Below are 18,119 nucleotides of genomic sequence, written 5' to 3'. Positions count from 1 at the left end.
CAAGACGTCCACACAAGACACCTGCACATCCGCATGTCACCAACATGCTGGCCTGACGGCCCAAGTTTTATGGGTCTGTAGCTCAGGTGGTTAGAGCGCACCCCTGATAAGGGTGAGGCCGGTGGTTCGAGTCCACCCAGACCCACCACCAAATACCAAGCGTAGTTTCTTGGGGCCTTAGCTCAGCTGGGAGAGCACCTGCTTTGCAAGCAGGGGGTCATCGGTTCGATCCCGATAGGCTCCACCACCCTTGGGTACGGCATGAAACGCGGATGTGTTGCACACAAAAGATTTTGAAATCGACCGGCATTGAGGCCGGCACGATGTTCTTTGAAAACAAAGTAAACGAGTGACAAGCGTCTTGGTTCGAACCGAACCGAGACAAGTGTTAAGGCACGAAAACGAAGTAACTTGGCTGCACCTGATGAGGGTGTATGCCCCGAGGCGACTTGGGGTTATATGGTCAAGCGACTAAGCGTATACGGTGGATGCCTTGGCAGTCAGAGGCGATGAAGGACGTGGCAGCCTGCGAAAAGTGTCGGGGAGCTGGCAACAAGCTTTGATCCGGCAATGTCCGAATGGGGAAACCCACTGCGCAAGCAGTACTGCATGGTGAATACATAGCCATGCAGGGCGAACCCGGGGAACTGAAATATCTAAGTACCCGGAGGAAAAGAAATCAACCGAGATTCCCTGAGTAGCGACGAGCGAACGGGGACTAGCCCAAAAGCACATCATGTTTTAGTCAAACGGCATGGAAAGGCCGGCCATAGATGGTGATAGCCCAGTCGACGAAAGGGCATGGTGTGTGAAATTGAGTAAGGCGGGGCACGTGAAACCTTGTCTGAACATGGGGGGACCATCCTCCAAGGCTAAATACTACTGACTGACCGATAGCGAACTAGTACCGTGAGGGAAAGGCGAAAAGAACCCCGGAGAGGGGAGTGAAATAGACCCTGAAACCGTATACGTACAAGCAGTGGAAGCCCGCAAGGGTGACTGCGTACCTTTTGTATAATGGGTCAGCGACTTACTGTCTGTGGCAAGCTTAACCGTATAGGGGAGGCGAAGAGAAATCGAGTCTGAATAGGGCGCATAGTCTCAGGCAGTAGACCCGAAACCGAGTGATCTATCCTTGGCCAGGTTGAAGGTGCGGTAACACGCACTGGAGGACCGAACCCACATCTGTTGCAATAGATGGGGATGAGCTGAGGATAGGAGTGAAAGGCTAAACAAACTCGGAGATAGCTGGTTCTCCTCGAAAGCTATTTAGGTAGCGCCTCGTGCGAATACTGTTGGGGGTAGAGCACTGTTATGGCTAGGGGGTCATCGCGACTTACCAAACCATGGCAAACTCCGAATACCAACACGTACTACACGGGAGACACACGGCGGGTGCTAACGTCCGTCGTGAAAAGGGAAACAACCCAGACCCGCAGCTAAGGTCCCAAAGTCATCGCTAAGTGGAAAACGATGTGGAAAGGCATAGACAGCCAGGAGGTTGGCTTAGAAGCAGCCATCCTTTAAAGAAAGCGTAATAGCTCACTGGTCGAGTCGGTCTGCGCGGAAGATTTAACGGGGCTAAGCGATGCACCGAAGCTCGGGGTGTGCACATTTATGTGTACGCGGTAGAGGAGCGTTCCGTAAGCCTGTGAAGGTGGATTGTAAAGTCTGCTGGAGGTATCGGAAGTGCGAATGCTGACATGAGTAACGATAATGGGGGTGAAAAGCCCCCACGCCGAAAGCCCAAGGTTTCCTCGCGCAACGTTCATCGGCGCAGGGTGAGTCGGCCCCTAAGGCGAGGCAGAAATGCGTAGTCGATGGGAAGCAGGTTAATATTCCTGCACTTTTCTATAGTGCGATGTGGGGACGGAGAAGGTTAGGTCTACCAGGCGTTGGTTGTCCTGGGGAAAGGCGGTAGGCATGGGTCTTAGGCAAATCCGGGACCCTTTATGCCGAGCACCGAGACGAGCCCTATTGGGCGAAGTGACTGACACCACGCTTCCAGGAAAAGCCACTAAGCTTCAGCTATAGAAAAACCGTACCGTAAACCGACACTGGTAGGCAGGGTGAGAATCCCAAGGCGCTTGAGAGAACTCGGGTGAAGGAACTAGGCAAAATGGCACCGTAACTTCGGGAGAAGGTGCGCCCATTGACGTGGTCACGTGCGTGACTGAGCGTCGATGGGTCGCAGTAACCTGGCCGCTGCGACTGTTTATCAAAAACACAGCACTCTGCAAACACGAAAGTGGACGTATAGGGTGTGACGCCTGCCCGGTGCTGGAAGGTTAATTGATGGGGTCAGCCGCAAGGCGAAGCTCTTGATCGAAGCCCCAGTAAACGGCGGCCGTAACTATAACGGTCCTAAGGTAGCGAAATTCCTTGTCGGGTAAGTTCCGACCTGCACGAATGGCGTAACGACAGCGGCGCTGTCTCCACCCGAGACTCAGTGAAATTGAATTCGCTGTGAAGATGCAGCGTTCCCGCGGCAAGACGGAAAGACCCCGTGAACCTTTACTATAGCTTTACACTGAACGTTGAGTTCTTCTGTGTAGGATAGGTGGGAGGCTTTGAAGCGCAGACGCTAGTTTGCGTGGAGCCATCCTTGAAATACCACCCTGAAGTGCTTGACGTTCTAACCTCGGCCCGTTATCCGGGTCAGGGACCGTGTATGGTGGGTAGTTTGACTGGGGCGGTCTCCTCCCAAAGAGTAACGGAGGAGCACGAAGGTACGCTCAGCGCGGTCGGACATCGCGCACTGTGTGCAATGGCATAAGCGTGCTTGACTGCGAGATCGACGGATCAAGCAGGTACGAAAGTAGGTCATAGTGATCCGGTGGTTCTGTATGGAAGGGCCATCGCTCAACGGATAAAAGGTACTCCGGGGATAACAGGCTGATACCGCCCAAGAGTTCATATCGACGGCGGTGTTTGGCACCTCGATGTCGGCTCATCACATCCTGGGGCTGTAGCCGGTCCCAAGGGTATGGCTGTTCGCCATTTAAAGTGGTACGCGAGCTGGGTTCAGAACGTCGTGAGACAGTTCGGTCCCTATCTGTCGTGGGCGTTGGAGATTTGAGGGGGGCTGCTCCTAGTACGAGAGGACCGGAGTGGACGTTCCGCTGGTGTTCGGGTTGTCATGCCCATGGCATTGCCCGGTAGCTACGAACGGAAGTGATAACCGCTGAAAGCATCTAAGCGGGAAGCACGCCCCAAGATGAGATCTCCCGAGAGCTTGACTCTCCTTAAGGCACCATGAAGACTACGTGGTTGATAGGTCAGGTGTGGAAGTGCAGCAATGCATGGAGCTAACTGATACTAATGAGCCGTGAGGCTTGACCATATAACCCCAAGACGCTTCGTTCGTTCCTCGAAGCTTGTCTGATTCGAATTCACCTCGACGCTTGTCACTCGTTTACGATGTATTCCACGTGAGTTTCCACTCACGGAAGAGGCTGATCCGCTTTATTCGATCAACCTTTTCACGAAGATGTGGAGCCGGCGCACAAGCGCTGCTCCCACCCCTTCCCTGGCGGCCATAGCGGCGTGGTACCACCTGATCCCATCCCGAACTCAGAAGTGAAACGCGCATGCGCCGATGGTAGTGTGGCTTTGCCATGCAAGAGTAGGTCACCGCCAGGGGCTTTATCCTGAAATACCCTCACCGGAAACGGTGGGGGTTTTTCTTTTATGCGGTGGCGACCACCGGTCGCGACCTGCAACAGGTCACCGCCAGGGGCTTTATCCTGAAATACCCTCACCGGAAACGGTGGGGGTTTTTCTTTTATGCGGTGGCGACCACCGGTCGCGACCCACAACAGGTCACTGCCAGGGGCTTTATCCTGAATCACGCTCACCGCCACAGGGGTCATTCCGGACCAGTTGGTTGGATGGGGTGTCAGATGCCAGTGCCATCGTGCTGCATGGAGGCACATCGAGTGCCGGGATCAAGGTGACGCTCACCTGCTGTGCCGGCCTGTTGCTACTCTTCGCGAAGGGTTTGGGTGAAGGGAAGTTCCGTGGAGCAGCGTTACATTCTGGCCATAGACCAAGGCACTACCAGTTCGCGTGCATTGCTATTCGACCGATCCGGCAGTGCGGCCGGTTTGGCACAGCGTGAGTTTCGCCAGATATTTCCGCAGCCGGGGTGGGTGGAACACGATCCGCAGGAGATCCTCGCCAGCGTGCTGGCGACGGTTGGCGAGGTGTTGGCGTCGGCGGATGTCGGGGGCCAGGAGCTGGCTGGCATTGGCATAACCAATCAGCGCGAGACCACGGTGGTGTGGGATCGGCATACGGGGCAGCCGGTTTACAACGCGATCGTGTGGCAGTCGCGGCAAAGCCTGGCGATCTGCGAGCGGCTGGAGGCCGATGGCCACGCGTCACTGGTGCGCGAAAGAACCGGCTTGTTGATCGATGCCTATTTTTCCGGCAGCAAGATCCGCTGGATCCTCGATCACGTCGACGGTGCGCGCGCCCGGGCAGAACGGGGCGAGCTTTTGTTCGGCACGATCGACAGCTGGCTGATTTGGAATATGAGCGGCCGCAAGCTGCACGTCACCGATGTCAGCAATGCGGCGCGCACGCTGTTGTTCGATATTCACTTGTGCCAGTGGGACGAGGAACTGCTGCGCATGCTGGATATCCCGCGCAACATGTTGCCGCAAGTGCGTTCGTGCAGCGAGATCTATGGTCATACCGTGGCCATGCCGGGCTTGCCGGCCGGTGTGCCGATCAGCGGCGTGGCCGGCGACCAGCAGGCTGCCTTGTTCGGCCAGGCCTGCTTCGAGCCCGGCATGGCCAAGAACACCTACGGCACCGGCTGCTTCATGCTGATGAACACGGGTGCCCAGGCAGTGCCTTCGCGGCACGGCCTGCTGACCACCATTGCCTGGAAACTGGACGACACGGTTGAGTACGCGCTGGAAGGCAGCATCTTCGTTGCCGGTTCCGTGGTGCAGTGGTTGCGTGACGGCTTGCAGATGCTGGTGCAGGCCAGCGATTCGCAGGCCTGCGCCGAAAGCGTGGATTCCAGTGAGGGGGTTTACCTGGTACCGGCGTTCGTCGGGTTGGGAGCGCCGTATTGGCGCAGCGATGTCAGGGGCGCGATATTCGGTTTGTCACGCGGCACTCGCAAGGAGCACGTCGTACGTGCCGCACTGGAATCGATGGCCTACCAATCGCGCGACGTGCTGGCCGCGATGGAGGCCGATGCCGGCATCCCGCTGAAGGAGCTGCGAGCGGATGGTGGTGCGATTGCCAATGACTTCATGGCGCAATTTCAGAGCGACATGCTTGGCGTGCCGGTACTGCGTCCGAAGGTCGCCGAGACCACCGCACTGGGCGCTGCCTACCTGGCTGGTCTGGCGGTGGGTTTCTGGGAGAGCCGTGCACAGATCGCCGAGTTGTGGCAGATCGATCGGCGTTTTCAGCCGGCGATGGACGAGCCTGCCCGCGAACGTCTCTATCGTGGCTGGCAGGACGCGGTGAACGCCACCATCGGTTTTCGCGTCGATTGAATCAACGAGGCTTGGCCTGACACGGAGCCTCGTTGCGACAACCGTCGGGAACCACCATCAATCCAGCGCGTAGCCGAACTGGTCGAGGAATTCCGCGGTGAATTCGGCGTAGCTGAAGCTCTGGTTCTGCGTGCCGGGGTGTTCCACTTTCAGCGCGCCCATCAGCGAGGCCATGCGACCGATCGTCGGCCAGTCCTTGCCGCGCATGATGCCGAAGATCAGGCCGGCACGGTAAGCATCGCCGCAGCCGGTCGGATCGATGATCTGGCGCTCGCGCGCCGGCGGAATCTGGTGAACCTCGTTGCCGACATGGATGATCGAACCGCGCGGCCCCTGGGTCACGATGTAGGCCGTCACCTGCTCGGCGATCTGCTCCGCGCTCCACTCGGTCCGCGCCTGCAAGAGTTGCGACTCGTAGTCGTTGACGATGACATAGGTCGACTTGGCGATCATCGAGCGGAATTCGTCGCCGCTGAATAACGGCATCGCCTGGCCCGGATCGAAAATGAAAGGCACGCCGCGTGCGGCGAATTCCTCGACGTGCTGCAACATCGCCTCACGACCGTCGGGCGCCACGATCGCGAAGTCGATCTCGGGGATGTCGCGCACATGGTTTTCCTGCGCGCTGGACATCGCACCGGGATGAAATGCGGTGATCTGGTTGTTGTCCAGGTCGGTGGTGATGAAGCACTGTGGCGTGAACTGGTCATCGAACACGCGGACACCGTCGAGACAGATGCCGCACTGCTCCATATGTTTGCGGTACGGCGCAAAGTCCTGGCCCACGGCGGCTACCGGCAGCGGATTGCCGCCAAGCAGCTTGAGGTTGTAAGCGATGTTGCCGGCGCAGCCGCCGAATTCACGGCGCATGCGTGGCACCAGGAACGACACATTCAGGATGTGCATCTGGTCGGGAAGAATATGGTTCTTGAACTGATCCTGGAACACCATGATGGTGTCGTAGGCCAGCGATCCGCAGATGACGGCAGGCATGATGTGCGGGAGTCCCCGGGCAAAGGTGAAAGGCTGCGCTGGTCACGGTCGGCCGAACGCCGAGTCGGCCAGCGTCGGCCAAAGGCTGGAATCGTACCGCCATCTGTCCTTGTTGGCGACTTTTTACGATGGCGCCCAGCTCACTTCGAGGCACAGGAAGTTTGCTTATGGCTGTGTTGTAGAAGAGTTTCTTAACGTTATTGTCCTTGCGCATGCGGGTCACGCTGACTAGACTGGCGAGCTTACTTTTTAGCCAAGCCGAGCCACGGCGGACCCATGTTCAAGAAGTTTCGCGGGATCTTCTCCAACGACATCTCCATCGACCTCGGCACCGCCAATACGCTGATTTACGTGCGTGGCCAGGGCATCGTGCTGAACGAACCCTCGGTAGTGGCGATTCGTCAGGATCGTGGTCCCGGTGGCCCGCGCACGATCGCGGCGGTTGGCGGCGATGCCAAGCGCATGCTGGGCCGCACGCCGGGCAACATTGCCACGGTGCGCCCGATGAAGGACGGCGTGATCGCCGACTTCACCATGACCGAGGCGATGCTGCAGCACTTCATCAAGCAGGTGCACAAGTCGCGCTTCCTGCGGCCGAGCCCGCGCGTGCTGGTATGCGTACCGTGCGGCTCGACCCAGGTCGAGCGCCGCGCCATCAAGGAATCGGCCGAAGGCGCCGGCGCGCGTGACGTGTTCCTGATCGAGGAACCGATGGCTGCGGCGATCGGCGCCGGCATCCCGGTGCACGAGGCGCGCGGCGCGATGGTGCTGGATATCGGCGGCGGCACTTCCGAGGTGGCGGTGATCTCGCTCAATGGCATCGTCTACTCGCAGTCGGTGCGCGTTGGCGGCGACCGCTTCGACGAGGCGATCATCAATTATGTCCGGCGCAATCACGGCACCCTGATCGGTGAATCGACCGCCGAGCGGATCAAGCTGCAGATCGGCTGTGCGTTCCCGCAGAGCGAGGTCAAGGAGATCGAGATCTCCGGCCGCAACCTCGCCGAAGGCGTGCCGCGGATGTTCACGATCAATTCCAACGAGATCCTCGAGGCACTGCACGAGCCGCTCGCCGGCATCGTGGCCGCGGTGAAATCGGCGCTGGAGCAGACCCCGCCGGAGCTCTGCTCCGACGTGGCCGAGCGCGGCATCGTGCTGACCGGCGGCGGCGCACTGCTGCGCGACCTGGATCGGCTGATCTCCGAGGAGACCGGCTTGCACGTGCAGGTGGCGGACGACCCGCTGACCTGCGTGGCACGTGGTGGTGGCAAGGCGCTGGAGCTGATCGACCAGCACGGCAGCGACTTCTTCGCGCCTGAGTAACAGGTAGAGCCTGCTCATGGTCTCTCCGCAGCGCGCGTTGCCGGCGAACTGCCCCTTTGGGGCCGCACGCCGGCAACCCTTCGGGCCGGGGCGGTTTGCGCGCATGCCGGCGTCATCGCTCAGTCGCGTATCGACATACACTCCCTCGCTCTTCCTTGGCTTGCGCGCAAACCGCTCCCGGCGCGGCTGTGGCGAGACCATGAGCAGGCTCTAGCAGCCATGGCGCGTACGCGCGATGAGTCCTCGCCCCTGTTCGCCGGCAACGCCGCCGGCACGCTGCGGCTGATCGTCTATCTCGCGCTGGCCGTAGTGCTGATGGTGCTCGATCACCGCAACGGCTGGCTGTGGCGTTTGCGTTACGGTGCAGCAGCCGTCGTGGAACCGGTTTACCGGCTGGCCGGCCTGCCTGCCGTCGGCGTGCGCACCATGGGCGTGGCATTCGCCGATCGCCAGCGGTTGACCGAACAGAACCAGCGTTTGCGCGAGGACCTGTTGCTGGCCAACGCCAAATTGAACCGCATGGCCGCCGTCGCCGAGCAGAATGAGCGGTTGAAGGAACTGCTCGATACCCAGCACAGCCTGGATCTGAACGTGCAACTGGCGCGGGTGATCGGGCTGGACATGGGCGCCTATCGCTATCGGTTGACCCTGAACGTGGGTGCCCGCGACGGCGTCAAGGCGGGGCAGCCGGTGATCGACGCGCACGGCGTGATGGGGCAGGTGAAAGAGGTGCTCCCGACAACCTCGGTGGTGATGCTGATCACCGATCCGGCGCATGCCATTCCCGTGGTCATCGAGCGTACCGGCCTGCGCACGGTGGCCTACGGCTCGCGCGATGGCGACCAGCTCAGCCTGCCCAACATCCCGCTGGCAGCGGACGTGCGTGCGGGCGACAAGCTGCTCACCTCCGGCCTCGGCGGGCGCTTTCCGCCCGGCTTCCCGGTCGGTGACGTCCGTTCGATAGCGCCGGCAGCCACCGGCATGTTCCAGGTGGCGCAGGCGCAGCCGGCGGCGGACCTGGACCGCAGCGACGACGTGCTGCTGCTGCACGACCAGGCCGAGCCTGACGGTCCGCCCGCGCCGGTGAAACCGGCGGGACCATCCAGCGATCTGGCGCCCACCGCACCATCCACCACCCAGCCAACGACGCCTCGCTCGAGCGGCGGGGTTGCACGGTGAACAAGCAGCGCCTCAGCCTGTGGTGGTTCATCGGGACACTGGTATTCGCGTTGCTGTCGATGCTGGTGCCTTTGCCCGATGTGCTGGAGCCGTTCAAGCCGTACTGGCCGGCGTTGTTCCTGCTGTACTGGTCGCTGGAGTCCGAAGATCGAGTCACCCTGGGGCTGGCCTTCGCGGTCGGGCTGGCGGCGGATCTGCTCAACGGCATCGTGTTGGGCGAACAGGCACTGCGTCTGTGTGCGCTGGTTTTCATCGCGCTGCGGTTCCGCTCGCGGCTGCGCTTCTTCCCGATGTGGCAGCAAACGCTGGCGGTGTTCGCGCTGCTATTGAACGACCGCATCCTGCTGCTGATCGTGCGGATGCTGGCGGGCGCCTCGTTGCCGCCGGCCAGCTGGTGGATATCGCCGTTCGTGGGCGCAGCGCTGTGGCCGTTCCTGTTCCTGCTGCTCGACGATCTGCGCGCGCGCCTGCGGATTCAATGAAACATGAACCAGTGACATGAAACTCCGGCGATCGATCAAGGACCCGCGTGGCGAAAGCCTGTTGTTCCGGCGGCGCGCGCTGACCGGCTTCGTGTTGATCGTGCTGAGCCTGTGCCTGTTGGTCAGCCGTTTCGTGTACCTGCAGGTGAACCACCACGACGAGTTCGTCACCCGCTCGCAGAACAACCGGGTCAAGCCGCGCGCTATCCCGCCGGCGCGCGGGCTGATCTACGATCGCAACGGCGTGCTGCTGGCCGACAACGTGCCGGCGTTCCGCCTGGAAGTGGTGCCCGAGCAGATCAAGGACATGCCGGCATTGCTGGCCCAGCTGGGTCAGGTGGTGCCGCTGGACAAGGACGACCTGGACGCATTCCGCAAGCAGCTCAGGCAGAGCCGGCGCTTCGACAGCGTGCCCCTGAAGTTGCACCTGACCGAGGACGAGATCGACCGTTTCGCGGTCAATCGATGGCGCTTCCCCGGTGTGGACGTGGTGCCTTACCTGACCCGACGTTACCCGCTCGGCGGATTGCTGGCGCACGTGGTGGGCTATGTCGGGCGCATCGATGTGGACGATCTCGAGCGGCTCGACCCGAACCGGTACCAGGGCACCAGCCATGTCGGTCGCAGCGGCATCGAGCGCTCCTATGAAGACGTGCTGCACGGTACGCCAGGTTACGAATTGCTGGAGGTGAACGCCGACGGGCGCACCCAGCGCGTGCTGGAGACGCATGCGCCGACGCCGGGCAAGAACCTCTACCTGAGCATCGACGTGCGCGTGCAGAAAGCGGCCGAGGCGGCGTTCGACGGGCGTCCTGGCGCGGCAGTGGCGATCGATCCGCGCAATGGCCAGGTGCTGGCCCTGGTCAGCGTGCCGACGTTCGATCCCAACCTGTTCGTCAACGGCATCAGCAAGGCCGACTACAGCGCACTGACCGACAATCCGGACAAGCCGCTGTACAACCGCGCATTGCGTGGCGTGTATCCGCCCGGTTCCACGGTGAAGCCGTTTCTCGCCCTCGGTGGTCTGGAAGAGGGGTTGCGCCGTCCGGAGGATACGGTGCTCTCCACCGGCCAGTTCTGCCTGCCCGGACATGGCGGCAGCAACTCGACGGGGCGGGGCGGTTGCTACCGCGACGATACCCGCGGCGGCGACGGCACGGTGAACATGGTGCGCGCCATCGAGAAGTCGACCAACACCTATTTCTACAAGCTGGCGCTGGACATGGGCATCGACGGGCTGAGCGGCTGGATGAGCCGTTTCAGTTTCGGCAGCAAGACCGGGATCGATCTGGTGGGCGAATCCGAAGGTATCCTGCCCTCGCGCGAATGGAAGGCCGCGCACAGCCGGCAACCCTGGTTTCCCGGCGAAACCGTGATCGCCGGCATCGGCCAGGGCTACTGGGCGGTGACGCCGTTGCAGCTGGGGCATGCCTTGGCCATCTTGGCCGGACGCGGGGTGCCTTACATGCCGCGGCTGGTGATGGCGACCAAGACCGTGGCCGAAACACAGCCGCAACCCCTGCCCAATCCGCCGAGCGGACCGACGTTGATCAAAAAAGCCTCCGACTGGAACGTGATCAACCAGGGCATGCGCGCGGTGATCGTCAGCGGCACCGGCAGGCTGGCGCGCCTGAACGACGGTTTCCCCTATCCGATTGCGGGCAAGAGCGGCACGGCCGAGCGCTTCTCGCGTACCTCCAGTGCCTACGACACCAACAAGAACAACGCCTACCTCGCCGCTCGCCACCGTGCATGGTTCGAGGCCTATACGCCGACTGACGACCCGCAAATCGCTGCTGCCGTTGTCCTCGAAGCGGGCGCGTGGGGCGCGCAGGATTCCGGACCGATCGTACGCAAGATCTTCGATGCCTGGCTGGCCACGCGCGGTGGCGTGATCGCGAACAGCGAGCGCCTGCCGACCCCGAGCCATGCGCCGGTTGCAACGCCGTTGCCTGCATCGGGGACGACCACGCCAGACCGGCCCGGCGTCCGTCCAGACGATACCGAAGACCTGCCGGCGCAGGCATCTAGCGGAGCGCTGCCATGATCGAAACTCTGCATGCCCGCCTGCGTCGCTTCCTGAAGCGCATCCTGACCCGGCCGCGGATCGACCTGCCGCTGGCGGCGGGGCTGTTCCTGCTCGCTGCGATCGGCCTGATCACGCTTTACAGCGCCGGTGACGGCAGCATCGCCCTGGTCGGCGGCCAGGCCGGTCGTTTCGTGCTTGGTGCAGCCTTGCTGTTGCTGATCTCGCGCATTCCACCGTCGGTGCTGCGCGGCTGGACGCCGTGGCTGTACGCGGCCAGCACCGCGCTGCTGGTGGTGGTGGCGATCCACGGCGAAGGCCGCGGTGCCGATCGCTGGCTGGATCTGGGCGTGATGCGTTTCCAGCCATCCGAACTGCTCAAGCTGACCATGCCGATGATGGTGGCGTGGTATCTGCATCCGCGCCAGCTGCCGCCGAGCTGGAAAGACATCGTGGTGGTCGGCCTGCTGATCGCGATACCGGCCGCACTGATCGCAAAACAGCCCGATCTCGGCACCGCGTTGCTGGTGGCGGCGGCCGGCGCGTTCGCACTGTTCCTGTCCGGCATGGCGTGGTGGCGGATCGGCCTGCTGATCGGTGCCGTCGCCGGCATGGTTCCGGTCGGCTGGCATTTCCTGCATCAGTACCAGCGCGATCGCGTGCTGACCCTGCTCAATCCCGAATCCGATCCGCTGGGCAACGGCTGGCACATCATTCAGTCGCAGATCGCGGTGGGCTCCGGTGGCATCTTCGGCAAGGGCTGGCAACACAGCACGCAGTCGCGCCTGGATTTCCTGCCCGAGCACACCACCGATTTCATTTTCGCGGTGTTCTCCGAGGAGTTCGGCCTGGTCGGCGTGTGTGTGCTGATCGCGTTGTATGCCTTCATCGTCGGGCGTTGCCTGTGGATCGCGATGGAGGCGCGCGATACCTACTCGCGCCTGCTCGCCGGTGCGATCGGCATGAGCTTCTTCGTCTACGTCTTCGTCAACGGCGGCATGATCGCCGGCATGCTGCCGGTGGTCGGCGTGCCGCTTCCATTGATCAGTTATGGCGGCACGTCGGCGGTATCGCTGTTGACTGGTTTCGGCGTGCTGATGTCGATCCATGCCAACCGCAAGATGCACATCTGAACGTGGCCAGCGCCGCGACGGCGTTGTGCCCGAAGTTGCCGCAGCGTGCGTGTTAGGCTTTCGACGACAACGTTTTTCTGCCAGCGAAGTTCTCCATGACAGCCACTCCCGCGTCGCGTCCGCCCTGTTTGCTCGCCCTGCTTGGCATGTTGTGGATCGGTACGCTGACGCCGGCGCTGGCGGTGACGCATCCCGGCCAGGCCGAGCTGGTGCGCGAGGTGGCGCGCGATACCGGCAAGAGTCCGCAGGCTCTGAACGCGCTACTCGACGGCGCGAAGGTGCAGCAGAGCATTCTCGATGCGATCAGCCGTCCGGCCGAGGGCAAGCCGTGGAAGGATTACCGACCGATCTTCCTGACCGACAAGCGCATCGACGACGGCATCGCGTTCTATCGCGAGCATCGCGCGCTGCTGGAACGTATCGGCAAGCAATACGGCGTGGCGCCGCAATACATCGTGGCGATTGTCGGCGTGGAAACCAGCTACGGCCACAACACCGGCAAATACAGGGTGCTCGATGCGCTGGTGACGTTGGGACTGCATTACCCGCCGCGCGCGAAATTTTTCCGCGAGCAGCTGAAGGAGCTGCTGGAAATGCCGGACAACCACCTCGCCGGTCCCATCGACACGCTGACCGGCTCGTATGCCGGTGCCCAGGGCTGGGGCCAGTTCATGCCCACCAGCATCCGCGATTTCGCGGTGGATGCGGATCAGGACCATCGCATCGATCTGCAAAACTCGTTGCCCGACATATTTGCCAGCGTGGCGAACTACTTCGCCAAACACGGTTGGGTCGATGGCGGCCCGGTGGCGGCGCGGGCGCAGCCCGATGCCGCGGCACAACCGATCGCGGTGAAGGACGCCACGCCGCGGTGGCCGCTGGAGCAGCTCGAAGCGCAAGGCTACGCGCCGCTGCAACCGTTGCCGCCGGCGGAGCTCACCAGCCTGCAAACGCTGGAAGGTCCGAACGGCCCCGAGTACTGGTTCACCTTCCAGAACTTTTACGTCATCACCCGCTATAACCGCAGCCCGTTGTACGCGATGGCAGTCGACCAGCTGGCACGTGCGATCGCCGGCGGTGTCGATCAGGCGGATGCCGCCCGATGAAGGGCGCTGGTCTTGCGACCTTGCTGTTCGCGGCCTTGCTGCTGGCTGGCTGCGGTGGCGCGAAGACGCGATCGGCACGCGGCGGCGACACCGCAGCCCGGCACGAGCAGGGCCGTATCGCCACCGGTGGCAGCCGGGCCGACAGCTTTCGCGATGACATCAACCGGCCACAGAGCAGCCGTTATCGCGACAGCAGCGACAGCGTGCCGGGTGACATGCCGGACGTCAGCAAACTGGTCGAGCCGGTACCGAAGGCCGAGCCGCATTCGCTGTACGGCAACAAGTCGCCCTATACCGTGCTCGGGCGCACCTACCGCGTGCTGCCCAGCGCCAGTGGCTACGACGAGCGCGGCATCGCCTCGTTCTACGGCAACAAGTTCCACGGCTACAAGACGTCCAGCCTGGAAACCTACGACATGTATGCGTTCAGCGCCGCCAGCACCACGCTGCCGCTGCCCAGCTACGCGCGCGTCACCAATCTGGAGAACGGCAAGAGCGTGATCGTGCGCATCAACGATCGCGGTCCGTTCCACCAGAACCGCCTGATCGACCTGTCCTACGCCGCCGCCGTGAAGATCGGCATCTGGCCCAGGGGCACCGGCCTGGTCGAGGTGCGCGGGATCGACCCCAAACACCCGGCGCAGGAACTGCCGCCGCCGGCCGTGGTCACAACCGGGCATCCGGGCATCTATCTGCAGGTCGGCGCATTCTCCGATACGGACAACGCCGACCGGCTGGCCCAGCGCCTGCGCCAGGCCAATCTTGGCGCGGTGCAGGTGAGCGACACCGAGATCAACGGCCGCCGCGTCCGGCGGGTGCGGGTCGGGCCACTGGCCGATGTCGATCGGGCTGACCAGGTCAGCAACCGGATCGAGACCATGGGCCTGCCGCGACCGCAGGTCGCGGTAGACTGAGCAGGGTTTGCACACCTCTCACCATCACATCGGCCTGCGCAGCGCCGATATTCAGAGACTGGACTGAACAACACGATGAATTTTCTCCGCCGTACCCTGATCCCGTTCACCGCCGCCGCGTTGCTGGTCGGTATAGCCGTTGCCCAGACCCCGCCGCGCCCGTCGTCGGTGCCGCGTCCGGTGGTGCCGGACGCGCCGGTACCGCCGCCGCCGGACGTCGACGGCAAGAGCTGGGTGCTGATGGATTACGCCACGGGCCAGATCCTCGCTAGCAAGGAGCCCGACCAGCGCGTGGAGCCGGCCTCGATCACCAAGATCATGACCGACTACGTGGTCTCCGCCGAAGTGGCCAACGGCAAGGTGCACATGACCGATCCGGTGACCATCAGCGAGAACGCCTGGCGCGGCGGCGGCGCCGGCACCGATGGTTCGACCAGCTTCATGAAGCTCAACAGCCAGGTGCCGCTGAAGGATCTGCTGTACGGCATGATCATCCAGTCCGGCAACGACGCCGCGATCGCGCTGGCCGAGCACACCGCCGGTTCGGAGCAGGCCTTCGCCGGGCTGATGAACGCGTATGCCAAGCAACTGGGCATGGTCAATTCGAATTTCGAGAATGCCTCCGGCTACCCGATCGCCAACCACTACACCACGGCGCATGACATCGCGATCCTGTCGCGCGCGCTGATCCACGACTTCCCCGAGGACTATGCGATCTCCGCGGTCAAGCAGTTCGAGTGGAACGGAATCAAGCAGGGCAACCGCAACACGCTGCTGTGGCGCGATCCCAGCGTGGACGGCATCAAGACCGGCCACACGGCCGCCGCCGGCTTTTGTCTGGCCGCATCGGCCAAGCAGGGCGAGTCGCGCATGATCGCGATCGTGATGGGTGCCAGCAGCGAGAAGGCGCGCGCCGATTCGGCGATGGCCCTGCTCAATTACGGTTTCCGCTTCTACGAGACGCACAAGCTGTACGACGCCAGCAAGCCGCTGGCCACGCCGCGGCTATGGAAAGGATCCAGCAATCAGCTGCCGCTCGGCGTCGCCGAAAACGTGTTGGTCACGGTCAAGCGTGGCGAATACGAGAAGCTCAAGGCGACCATGGACATCCCGGCCACGCTGATCGCGCCGTTCAAGAAGGGTCAGCAGGTCGGCACGCTTCGCGTCACCCTGGACGGCCAGCCGGTGCAGAGCGTGCCGCTGATCGCGTTGGACGAAGCGCCGCAGGGCGGCTTCTTCTCGCGCCTGTGGGACAGCATCCTGTTGTGGTTCCACAGCGACAAGAAGGCCGCCGATGCACCGGCCAAGAGCGCGGATGCGAAGTAATGCAGCCGATCGACTTCAGCAAGGCGAAGCAGGACGGCCAGGGTTTCCAGTTTCCCGGTGAGTTCGAGATCACCGCGGTCGGCAATGCCAGCGCCAACCTGCCGACCCACGTGCCGCAACTGCTCGAGCGTGCCGGTCTGCATGTGCTGCATGAGAGCGTGCGGCACCGGCATTCCGGCGGCGGCAATTTCGTCTCGGTCACCGTGAGTTTCCATTGCGAGAACCGCGAGCAATACGAGGCAGCGCATGTGGCGCTGCGCGAGAGCCCGGATATCCGGTACACGCTTTGAATCCATGCCTTTTGCAGAAAGCACTCCTCGCGCGCAGGCCTTTCGGCAAGTACCGGAAGCAGCGCGACTGAAGTCGCTCCCACAGTTCGCTGCGCACACCCCGCTGCGCACACCCCGCCCCAAGGTCACCCGTCATGTCGTTGCCGCTGAAAATTCGTCGTCTTGGTCGCCAGCCTTACGAGACGACCTGGAAGGCGATGAGTGCGTTCACCGACAACCGCACCGCCGATACGCCCGACGAGCTGTGGCTGCTGGAACACGACCCGGTGTTCACCCTGGGCCAGGCCGGCAAGATGGAGCACGTGCTGGCGCCGGGCGACATCCCGGTGGTGCCGGTCGATCGCGGTGGCCAGGTGACCTATCACGGGCCGGGCCAGATCGTGGGTTACCCGCTGATCGACCTGCGCCGGGTCGGCGTGGGCGTGCGTGAGCTGGTCAACAAGATCGAGCAGTCGCTGATCGACACGCTGGCGCACTGGAACCTGGTGGCGGCGCGTCGCGAAGGCGCCCCCGGCGTCTACGTGGGCGATGCCAAGGTCGCTGCACTGGGCCTGCGCGTGCGTCGCGGTTGCAGCTTCCACGGGCTGGCCTTCAACGTGGCCATGGAGCTGGAGCCGTTTCAGCGCATCAACCCTTGCGGTTACAAGGGTTTGGCGGTCACGCAGCTGGTAGACTTGGGCGGTCCGTCGCAGTTGGCCACGGTCGAGGACGTGCTGGTGGAGGAGTTCTGCCGCCAGTTCGGCTTTGCCGCCGAGCCCGCTGCCCCCCTCTTACCCGAACTCCCTGCCCGTGCGGTGGTCTGAGCTTTTCACATGAGCGAAATCTCCACATCTTCCCCCAAGATCATTCCGATTACGGTCGTCAGCGGTGCGCTTGCCGGTGAAAAACAGGTCGGCAACGACAAGATCGCGCTGAATCGCGCCGGTTTCGATACCGCCGTGCCGATCCTGCGCAAGCCGTCGTGGATCCGTGTACGGCTGCCGCAGGGCAACGCGGTGCAGCAGCTGAAGGCGCGCCTGCGCGAAAATTCGCTGGTCACCGTGTGCGAGGAGGCATCCTGCCCGAACATCCACGAGTGCTTCAGCAAAGGCACCGCCACCTTCATGATTCTCGGCGAGGTATGCACCCGCCGCTGCTCGTTCTGCGACGTGGCGCATGGCCGTCCGCTGGCGCCCGATCCGCTGGAGCCGGCGCGGCTGGCCGAGACCATCGCCGACATGCGCCTGAAGTACGTGGTGATCACCTCGGTCGATCGCGACGACCTGCGTGATGGCGGCGCCGAACACTTCGCTGCCTGCATCCGCGCGACGCGCCACGCCAGCCCGAATATCCGCATCGAGATTCTCACGCCCGATTTCCGCGGCAAGGGCCGCATGGAGCGTGCGCTGGAAGTGCTGAAGGAATTCCCGCCGGACGTGTTCAACCACAATCTGGAAACCGTGCCGCACCTGTACCGCGAAGTGCGTCCGGGTGCCGATTACCAGTGGTCGCTGGACCTGCTCAAGCGCTTCAAGGCACAGCACCCGGAAGTACCGACCAAGTCCGGCATCATGCTGGGCCTGGGTGAAACGATGGAGCAGGTGCTCGAGACGATGCGCGATTTACGCGCCCATGACGTCGAGATGATCACCATCGGACAGTATCTGCAGCCCACGCCGCACCATCATCCGGTGGTGCGTTACTGGACTCCCGAAGAATTCGAGGCGCTGCGCGTAGCCGGTGAGGCGATGGGTTTCCATCACGTCGCCTCCGGACCGCTGGTGCGATCGTCCTATCACGCCGACCTGCAGGCCCATGCAGCCGGTGTTACCGAGTCAGCCTGAGAGCA

Annotated in this window: 13 protein-coding genes, 2 tRNA genes and 2 rRNA genes; 16 read left to right on the top strand and 1 reads right to left on the bottom strand. The window is 62.7% G+C overall.

Annotated elements, in window-relative coordinates; genetic code table 11:
* Positions 1 to 71 precede the first annotated feature (71 nt).
* The 5 genes from ACPPVV_RS16925 (at position 72) to glpK (ending at position 5,519) form a co-directional block, all read left to right on the top strand.
* A tRNA-Ile gene (locus ACPPVV_RS16925) sits at positions 72 to 148 on the top strand.
* 23 nt (positions 149 to 171) lie between these two features.
* Positions 172 to 247, top strand: a tRNA-Ala gene (locus ACPPVV_RS16920).
* Positions 248 to 461: 214 nt separating this feature from the next.
* Positions 462 to 3,343, top strand: a 23S ribosomal RNA gene (locus tag ACPPVV_RS16915).
* Between the two features lie 185 nt (positions 3,344 to 3,528).
* A 5S ribosomal RNA gene (gene rrf / locus ACPPVV_RS16910) occupies positions 3,529 to 3,642 on the top strand.
* A 377-nt stretch (positions 3,643 to 4,019) separates the two neighbouring features.
* Positions 4,020 to 5,519 carry a glycerol kinase GlpK gene (gene glpK / locus ACPPVV_RS16905; RefSeq protein ID WP_426703266.1) on the top strand — a complete coding sequence of 500 codons (1,500 nt, stop codon included), beginning with the start codon at positions 4,020 to 4,022 and terminating at the stop codon, positions 5,517 to 5,519.
* Between the two features lie 57 nt (positions 5,520 to 5,576).
* Here glpK and ACPPVV_RS16900 read toward each other — a convergent pair whose 3' ends face one another.
* The gene (locus ACPPVV_RS16900) at positions 5,577 to 6,512 is read right to left on the bottom strand and encodes a carbohydrate kinase family protein (protein ID WP_426701032.1); all 936 of its coding nucleotides are present in this window, start codon (positions 6,510 to 6,512) and stop codon (positions 5,577 to 5,579) included.
* Between the two features lie 276 nt (positions 6,513 to 6,788).
* On the opposite strand from ACPPVV_RS16900, the gene ACPPVV_RS16895 reads away from it, so the two are divergent.
* The 11 genes from ACPPVV_RS16895 (at position 6,789) to lipA (ending at position 18,114) form a co-directional block, all read left to right on the top strand.
* Positions 6,789 to 7,835, top strand: a complete 1,047-nt coding sequence (locus tag ACPPVV_RS16895) for a rod shape-determining protein (RefSeq protein ID WP_056391419.1) — start codon at positions 6,789 to 6,791, stop codon at positions 7,833 to 7,835.
* 219 nt (positions 7,836 to 8,054) lie between these two features.
* On the top strand, positions 8,055 to 9,014 hold the full coding sequence (mreC, locus tag ACPPVV_RS16890) for a rod shape-determining protein MreC (protein WP_426701031.1): 960 nt from the start codon (positions 8,055 to 8,057) through the stop codon (positions 9,012 to 9,014).
* The gene (gene mreD / locus ACPPVV_RS16885) at positions 9,011 to 9,496 is read left to right on the top strand and encodes a rod shape-determining protein MreD (protein ID WP_426701030.1); all 486 of its coding nucleotides are present in this window, start codon (positions 9,011 to 9,013) and stop codon (positions 9,494 to 9,496) included. The genes mreC and mreD overlap by 4 nt, the downstream gene beginning before the upstream one ends.
* 16 nt (positions 9,497 to 9,512) lie before the next feature.
* Complete coding sequence (gene mrdA, locus ACPPVV_RS16880; protein ID WP_426701029.1) at positions 9,513 to 11,543, top strand: penicillin-binding protein 2; 2,031 nt, start codon at positions 9,513 to 9,515, stop codon at positions 11,541 to 11,543.
* Entirely contained in the window at positions 11,540 to 12,655 is a 1,116-nt protein-coding gene (gene rodA / locus ACPPVV_RS16875; RefSeq protein ID WP_426701028.1) for a rod shape-determining protein RodA, read from the top strand. The genes mrdA and rodA overlap by 4 nt, the downstream gene beginning before the upstream one ends.
* Positions 12,656 to 12,750: 95 nt before the next feature.
* The gene (gene mltB, locus ACPPVV_RS16870; RefSeq protein WP_426701027.1) at positions 12,751 to 13,761 is read left to right on the top strand and encodes a lytic murein transglycosylase B; all 1,011 of its coding nucleotides are present in this window, start codon (positions 12,751 to 12,753) and stop codon (positions 13,759 to 13,761) included.
* The gene (locus ACPPVV_RS16865; RefSeq protein WP_426701026.1) at positions 13,758 to 14,675 is read left to right on the top strand and encodes a septal ring lytic transglycosylase RlpA family protein; all 918 of its coding nucleotides are present in this window, start codon (positions 13,758 to 13,760) and stop codon (positions 14,673 to 14,675) included. The genes mltB and ACPPVV_RS16865 overlap by 4 nt, the downstream gene beginning before the upstream one ends.
* Before the next feature lie 75 nt (positions 14,676 to 14,750).
* Positions 14,751 to 16,001, top strand: coding sequence for a D-alanyl-D-alanine carboxypeptidase family protein (locus ACPPVV_RS16860; protein ID WP_426701025.1), 1,251 nt, complete (start codon positions 14,751 to 14,753; stop codon positions 15,999 to 16,001).
* Complete coding sequence (locus tag ACPPVV_RS16855) at positions 16,001 to 16,291, top strand: DUF493 family protein (RefSeq protein ID WP_426701024.1); 291 nt, start codon at positions 16,001 to 16,003, stop codon at positions 16,289 to 16,291. The genes ACPPVV_RS16860 and ACPPVV_RS16855 overlap by 1 nt, the downstream gene beginning before the upstream one ends.
* A gap of 134 nt (positions 16,292 to 16,425) precedes the next feature.
* Positions 16,426 to 17,094 (top strand): lipoyl(octanoyl) transferase LipB, encoded by a 669-nt coding sequence (gene lipB / locus ACPPVV_RS16850; protein WP_426701023.1) that lies wholly within the window; start codon positions 16,426 to 16,428, stop codon positions 17,092 to 17,094.
* Between the two features lie 9 nt (positions 17,095 to 17,103).
* Positions 17,104 to 18,114 carry a lipoyl synthase gene (gene lipA, locus ACPPVV_RS16845; RefSeq protein WP_426701022.1) on the top strand — a complete coding sequence of 337 codons (1,011 nt, stop codon included), beginning with the start codon at positions 17,104 to 17,106 and terminating at the stop codon, positions 18,112 to 18,114.
* The last annotated feature ends 5 nt before the right edge of the window (positions 18,115 to 18,119 follow it).

This window comes from Rhodanobacter sp. Col0626 (assembly GCF_049994385.1).
GTDB lineage: Bacteria > Pseudomonadota > Gammaproteobacteria > Xanthomonadales > Rhodanobacteraceae > Rhodanobacter.
Note: the sequence above shows the minus strand (reverse complement) of the source record. Positions and strands in the feature narration are given on the sequence as shown.